Raw genomic sequence first — 5,822 nt, forward strand, 5'->3', positions numbered from 1 at the left:
TAGCTTGGGCTGATAAGCAGGACCGTTTAGCTCAAGGTGATAGAGATGATAACCGGATACCTCTGAATGGCACACCTGGGTGGAAGGTGATGAATATTTATTCGGGTTATTCTTTTGGTAAGGCACATTTAAGAATTAGTGCTCAGAATTTACTCAATGTGGATTATCGTACGCATGGCAGCGGAATAAACGCTGTGGGTAGAAGTTTATGGATGAATGTGCAGTATAATTTTTAAAGAGATAATAATCGAATTTAAATTTCAGCCCAAATAAAAAACACCTTTATATTTTATTATAAAGGTGTTTTTTTTGATCTAAATATTTACTTAGACTTAGCTTTCGATTTGTATTTAGAGAACTGTGGCTTTCCTTGACTGATAATCTCAGGAGATCCTACCAAGGTCATTGCCGAACGGAATCCAATTTCTGCACTTGATTCATCTTGTTGCATAAACCTTCTAGTTGCTGGATTTAACCAATATGCTCGGTCGTTCCATGAACCACCTTTATAAACACGCGAACGATCGTTTACAAGGGTTGTAGTACCATAAAGACTTGAGTTTACAGAATCCTTGAAGCCCCTAAAATCAGGCTTGTATGGCTTTCCTGCCAGGGCTGATGAATCAACTACGGCAGTATTGCCCTGTAATTCAGACCATTTCTGTTTTTTAGGAGATGGTGCTGGATCTTTAATCGGGCGACCATATTTATCTTTAGCATAAAGACCTTTTTCTTTATCTGTTAAGCGCTTGTTAACAAATTCATTCCCACGATATGGGTTAAAATCAGCGAAATCTTCAAAACTTAATTTTCTATAAACATCGGCAGTCCACTCGCTTACGTTTCCAGCCATATTATAAAGTCCGAAATCATTAGGGATATAATATCTTACTGGAGCAGTAATATCTGCCTTGTCATTCAAATAACCACCAGTACCCATATTATCACCATTACCACGTTTAAAATTAGCATAAATCATGCCTTGTGTACGTTTCTTTGGTGAACGAACACCTAGACCGTTCCAAGGATAAATTCTACCATCCGCGATGTTTTCATATTCAGTATTACCAGCTAATGATAATGCAGCATATTCAAATTCAGCTTCAGTAGGTAAGCGATAAGGTTGTTTTAGGATTCCATCCTCAAGGCGAACTGGTCTAACAGGACCCGCTTTACCGGTTGCTGCACCACTTACTGCAGAATTAGGATTAAGGTCTTTCTTCATCTTCTTTCCGTCGATACCCTCACCACGGAACTGGCCATTTAAATAAATATCTGTGTTGAAAGGTTCTTTTGTGGTAGTTGTAGCAGGAGCTACAGCTCCCTTGCCGCCTCCGGCAAGAGTTTTATAGTCCAATAAATATCCACCTTTTCTAAGTATTTCCTCATTTACACGATCTGTACGCCAAACACAATACTCGTTAGCCTGTTCCCAGCTTATCCCAACTACCGGATAATCTTGAAATGCAGGATGTCTTAAGTAATTATTTACGTAAGGCTCATTATAGGAAAGTGCTTGTCTCCAAACTAGTGTATCTGGGAGCGCATTGTAATAATATTCTGCATCCACAGGATAATTACGCTTAATCCAGTATAAATATTCTAACCAGTCTACGTTTGCTACCTCAGTTTCATCCATGTAGAATGAAGCAACTGTTACTCTGCGACGAACATTGTCAAACTCGTAACCTAAATCTTGACTAAGGCTGCCACCCATCACAAAAGTGCCGCCTTCGATTGCGATTAATCCTGGTCCGGGACCAGCCTTAATTTTGTTATTGACTTCAAAACCGCCGTTTAACTTATTATTATAAGCCATGCCAGTTTTTGATGAAGATTGGCTTGTAGATTTTTTACAGGATGTTGCAATTCCAAGTAAAAATAATCCAGCTGTAAAATATATTGTAATTCTTTTCATTAATTTCAAAAATTGGAGCATTAATTTGCTAAAATACAAAATTGCCTAATATCACGATGGATTTTTTTTTAAATCATCATGCGATGCTTATTATTTAACTAAAAATGCAACTGATTTTTAATTTTTATTTCCATTTATTAACCAGTCAATTAACGTCGCTGATGCATTCTTATTATTTCCTTTTAAATAAATTGATCAATATCCTTTGCTAGTAATCCATCCATGTTGGTATGCACAAGATTTATTCTAATGCAGCTCCGAATAAATATTTTTTGCGGTTGATACTTTCTCGTCCCCAAAGCGTTTATTTTAATCGGTGCGATATTAAATATATCCTTATAATTGCCTATATTTATATTTGCATGATTCTTTTAAATTAATGATCAAAAAGCGCCTTTTTTTTAATTTTTTACTTGCATTTATAATCGGCTTACCCGCTTTGCTTGTGGCGCAAACAACTCAGAGCGATGGTAAACGAATAAATACAATAAAAACTGCTGCTCCATTTTTGCTTATTACTCCCGATGCTCGATCAGGGGCAATGGGTGAAGCTGGAGTTGCCATTTCGCCAGATGCAAATTCCTTTCATTGGAATCCTGCCAAATTGGTTTTTCTAAAAAAGCCAACGGGAATATCCGCTTCTTATACCCCTTGGCTAAGAAATTTGGTACCCGATGTTGATTTGGGTTATCTAACAATTTATCATCGTTTGGATAGTAGAAACACGATTGGAGGCGCATTGCGTTATTTTTCATACGGTTCAATCCAACTCACGGATAATAGCCAGAATGATATCGGCGTGTACAGTCCCAATGAGTTTTCAATTGAAGGTACTTACTCAAGAAAATTTGGCGATAATTTCTCGATGGGAACATCAATCAGATACATCAGGTCTAGCTTAAGTAATGGAAATTTCAATGGTCAGGAGATACAGCCAGCCTCAGCACTTGCTGCCGACGCTTCTGCTTATTATAAAGAGGGAACGATGTTGTTTGGTAGTGATGCGGAGATTGCTTTAGGGATAAATATTTCAAATATTGGCTCTAAGATGAGTTATTCTGATAATGGCATAAAATCTTTTCTTCCCACTAACATGAAAATTGGAGGTGCAACAACCTTTATGTTGGATGATTTGAGCACCCTAACTTTCGCACTTGATTTAAATAAACTTCTGGTTCCAACCAATCCGATAAGGGATGCAGATGGAAAGATAATTAGCGGAAAAAACCCTGATCGTTCGGTACCATCTGCCATTTTTGGTTCTTTTAATGATGCTCCGGGTGGATTTTCGGAGGAGATGAGTGAAATTAGTTATTCCTTCGGGACTGAATATTGGTATAATAAGCAATTCGCTATTCGTTCCGGGTATTTTTATGAAACTCCTACAAAGGGCGACAGAAGGTATTTTACTGTGGGTGCTGGTTTAAAGTATAATGTATTTAATCTTGATATTGCTTACCTCTTAGCAAATCAACAAACCAGTCCTTTAGCGCAAACACTGCGTTTTTCCCTGTTTTTTAATTTCGAAAAATAAATAATGAAAATTAGAGTTGGCTTTGGCTTCGATGTACACCAATTGGTGGAAAATCATCCATTTATTTTGGGTGGAGTAAAGTTGGAACATCCTTCGGGTGCTTTTGGGCATTCGGATGCCGACGTTTTAGTTCACGCAATTTGTGATGCCTTGCTAGGAGCAGCTAATTTGCGCGATATTGGCTATCATTTCTCAAATACAGATGATCGCTGGAAAGGTATTAGTAGCCTGATTTTGCTAAAGGAATGTGTTTCTTTATTGAATCAAAAGGGTTGGAACGTGGGTAATATTGATGCTATGCTTTGTCTGGAAGCTCCCAAAATTAACCCATACATCCCTGAAATGAAGATTAATATCGCTAATGCTGCGGGAATTAGTGAGGATGATATCTCCATTAAAGCTACAACAAATGAAACAATGGGTTTTATAGGAAGAAAAGAAGGGCTTGTAGCCTACGCTGTTTGTCTGATTGAGAAAAAAAGCTAGAAATAAACTATTTCTGTTCAGGATTGCTGAAGTCGGCGCTGCATTTTCCACAATTACTTGCACATCCTGCCTTACTCTTCATACTGTTATAGGCCATCTTCCCTACATATAGTAGCGCAAGAGCGAATAAAATAAAAATCGCGACTAATTGAATGTCCATATTCAAAAGTACATAAATCAATTAAGTTATCAGTCAGGCACTTGTAAATTCGTATTTTAACAAATTACTTTCTTGTGGATTAGCACGCTATCCGAAAATTCAAACCTTTACTAGCTTGTGTGTTGAACTAATGGATAGTGGTCCAATAAATACGCCCTTAATAATCATCATGTGGAAATATCCTTTATAAATCGTACCTTTGCAAAAAATTTAAGGTAATTTTTTAATGCAAAAAATAAGAAACATAGCGATTATCGCTCACGTTGACCACGGTAAAACTACATTGGTTGATAAAATTTTACACCAAACCAATTTGTTTCGTGACAATCAGGCAACTGGTGATTTGATACTAGATAGCAATGATCTTGAACGCGAACGTGGTATTACCATTGTTTCCAAGAACGTTTCTGTTAACTATAAGGGTGTTAAGATTAATATTATTGATACTCCTGGTCACGCCGATTTCGGTGGTGAGGTAGAGCGAGTACTTAAAATGGCTGATGGAGTAGTTCTTTTAGTCGATGCTTTTGAAGGCGCCATGCCTCAAACTCGATTTGTGACTCAAAAAGCACTTTCCTTAGGTCTTAAGCCTGTGGTAATTGTAAATAAAGTCGATAAAGAAAACTGTCGCCCAGAAGAAGTTTACGAATCAATTTTTGAGTTGTTCTTCAACCTTGAAGCGACCGAAGATCAGTTGGATTTCCCTGTTCTTTACGGTTCTTCGAAGCAAGGATGGATGAACTACGATTGGAAAGTTCAAACAGAAGATATTACTCCTTTATTGGATACTATTTTAGAGCATATTCCTGCGGCACCAAGTTTTGATGGTACCCTGCAGATGCAAATCACTTCATTGGATTATTCTTCTTTCGTCGGACGAATCGCTATTGGTCGTGTTGCACGTGGAGTAATTAAGGAAAACCAACCGGTTTCTTTGGTAAAGCGCGATGGAACAATTCAGAAATCAAGAATTAAGGAATTATATACTTTTGAAGGCTTAGGTAAAGTCAGAGTTCAGGAAGTTTCATCAGGAGATATTTGTGCCGTTGTAGGTATTGAGGGTTTTGATATTGGTGATACAATCGCCGATTTCGATAAGCCTGAACAACTTGAGGTTATCAAGATTGATGAGCCAACAATGAATATGTTGTTCACCATCAATAACTCACCGATGTTCGGTAAGGAAGGTAAATTTGTAACCTCACAGCGTTTACGTGAGCGTCTTTACAAAGAGATGGAGAAAAACCTAGCTCTTAAAGTTGTTGAAACAGATTCGCCGGACGCTTACCTAGTGTATGGTCGTGGTATTCTCCATTTATCAGTTTTAATCGAGACGATGCGTCGCGAGGGTTATGAGCTTCAGGTTGGACAGCCACAAGTTATTATCAAGCAAATTGATGGGGTTAAATGTGAGCCTATCGAAACGCTGATTGTAGATGTTCCGGCAGAAGTATCTGGTAAGGTTATTGAGCTAGTAACTCAGCGTAAAGGTGAATTACTAATCATGGAACCAAAAGGAGATCTTCAACACCTAGAGTTTGAGATTCCAGCACGTGGAATAATAGGTTTACGTAATAATGTTTTAACAGCAACCGCTGGTGAAGCAATTATGGCACACCGTTTTAAGTCTTACGAGCCGTGGAAAGGGAATATCCCGGGCCGTTTGAATGGTGTTCTTGTTTCTATGGAAAAAGGTTCAACTACTGCATACTCCATCGATAAAT

General features: G+C 38.0%; 6 protein-coding genes. 4 read left to right on the top strand and 2 right to left on the bottom strand.

The features are described 5' to 3' along the window. On the top strand, nucleotides 1–236 hold a 236-nt coding region (locus tag ACILQF_RS09760; protein WP_395627224.1), incomplete at its 5' end, for a hypothetical protein. An 86-nt stretch (nucleotides 237–322) separates the two neighbouring features. Here ACILQF_RS09760 and ACILQF_RS09765 read toward each other — a convergent pair. Further along, nucleotides 323–1,918 (bottom strand): SUMF1/EgtB/PvdO family nonheme iron enzyme, encoded by a 1,596-nt coding sequence (locus tag ACILQF_RS09765; RefSeq protein ID WP_395627225.1) that lies wholly within the window; start codon nucleotides 1,916–1,918, stop codon nucleotides 323–325. Nucleotides 1,919–2,297: 379 nt separating this feature from the next. Here ACILQF_RS09765 and porV point away from each other — a divergent pair, with 379 nt between their 5' ends. Continuing rightward, nucleotides 2,298–3,452 carry a type IX secretion system outer membrane channel protein PorV gene (porV, locus tag ACILQF_RS09770; protein WP_395627226.1) on the top strand — a complete coding sequence of 385 codons (1,155 nt, stop codon included), beginning with the start codon at nucleotides 2,298–2,300 and terminating at the stop codon, nucleotides 3,450–3,452. A 3-nt stretch (nucleotides 3,453–3,455) separates the two neighbouring features. Next, a complete protein-coding gene (gene ispF, locus ACILQF_RS09775; RefSeq protein ID WP_395627227.1) occupies nucleotides 3,456–3,938 on the top strand; it encodes a 2-C-methyl-D-erythritol 2,4-cyclodiphosphate synthase in 483 nt (160 codons plus the stop codon). 7 nt (nucleotides 3,939–3,945) lie between these two features. Here ispF and ACILQF_RS09780 read toward each other — a convergent pair whose 3' ends face one another. Next, nucleotides 3,946–4,098: a FeoB-associated Cys-rich membrane protein gene (locus tag ACILQF_RS09780; RefSeq protein WP_395627228.1), complete on the bottom strand. Its 153-nt coding sequence runs from the start codon at nucleotides 4,096–4,098 to the stop codon at nucleotides 3,946–3,948. Between the two features lie 226 nt (nucleotides 4,099–4,324). Here ACILQF_RS09780 and ACILQF_RS09785 point away from each other — a divergent pair. Further along, a partial coding sequence (locus ACILQF_RS09785; RefSeq protein ID WP_395627229.1) for a GTP-binding protein TypA/BipA occupies nucleotides 4,325–5,822 on the top strand: 1,498 nt, incomplete at its 3' end.

The sequence above is a fragment of the Daejeonella sp. genome, assembly GCF_044232565.1.
Classification (GTDB): domain Bacteria; phylum Bacteroidota; class Bacteroidia; order Sphingobacteriales; family Sphingobacteriaceae; genus Daejeonella.